Annotated in this window: 1 protein-coding gene; it reads right to left on the bottom strand. The window is 30.0% G+C overall.

Annotation, left to right across the window (positions count from 1 at the left end; genetic code table 11):
• Positions 1-1,341, bottom strand: a 1,341-nt coding sequence (locus ACZ3IG_RS36185) for a hypothetical protein (RefSeq protein WP_467437484.1), incomplete at both ends; no start/stop codon positions are given.

Here is a 1,341-nt window from a genome sequence, read left to right as displayed (position 1 = left end):
TTTAAAAAGTCATTCCGTGTAACTAAAGGATTGCTTACTGTTTTTATTTCGTGAGCTAATGAAGTAAGAGCTATACCAGTACCAGCTAATGCTCTCAATAATTTATTTTCATTTTCCTTTTCTTCAATAGACTCCTCTATTATTTTATGGGATTGAGCTAGTAGTAATTTTTCTTGTTGAAGCTTCTCTATTCTCTTTCGAGCTTCTTCAGTATTTTTAGGAGCTTTGATCTCTTGAGTAACATCCCAAGACTTTAAAACCTCTTTTGCTAAATTTTTTCCTTTGTCTTTAATATTTTCTTTATGATTCTTTTTGTCATGATGATCCTTGATAGCCCTCATAACTTTTATCCTATCTTTTTCAAAGACCTCAATAATTTTTTGTATTAATTCTTGGAAGTGTTCAAATATTATTGTTTCTTGCAATCCTTCACGACTAGATTTATCTTCAAAAACATTATTTTTTCTAGAAATATTTATAGTTCCAGATATTTGGTTTGCTCTTACTCTCCAAGCACCATTTTTTTTACCAATACCAGCTGGACTTTTTTGAACTCTTTCTCCTAACCTTAACCAATCAAACGAAGTAGAGTTTATATCACCATATGGTCTAACTCTAAAATGATCTCTAAATATCTTGATTCCTCCATATCGATCAAGCCATTCTTTTCGACTAGCTGGTACGAAATGCTTATATTTAAATGTCTTCGAATCAGATACTGAGTAATCTCTCTTAAGAAAATAAATTGTCAAAGAAAAATCTGTAAGCTTTTTTCTTATATCTTCTGAAACACCAGGCAACATATATGTCAAACTATGTTTAGTTTTATATTTTTTGGTAAGGAAAGTTTCCTTATCATACGGCGGCTCTCTTAAACTCTCATTAAATATATCATAATCCAATATTTCAAGATCTATCTCTTCTCTATTGATTTCAAAATGTACTTCCTGCTCTTTTGTAACATACGCTGTTAATTTATAATCATAATCGTCACACCCAGCTGAGCGAACCGCACCGTATGTTTTTGCACTTTTTAATGTAAAAATAAATATATCAAATATTCGTTCTTCCTTCGGTGGAATTAGAGAATCTAAACTTCGATAGAGCCTATCAATATTTCTGTTATTCCAAACATCCCTTACTCCTGTTATTTTAAAAAATGTCCCTTTTTCCCTAAATTTGTTAATATCAAAACCTTCTAACTGGTTCTCATCATATTTAGTAAAATCAATCCTATTAAAGATATTACTTTTAATAAGGCTGTAAAAATCATCTCTATTGAATTCATTCATATTAGAATAAACATCATCAATTATTGAATTTGTAGATTCAAAATCTTCC

Source organism: Streptomyces sp. NPDC016677, from assembly GCF_055562815.1.
Note: the sequence above shows the minus strand (reverse complement) of the source record. Positions and strands in the feature narration are given on the sequence as shown.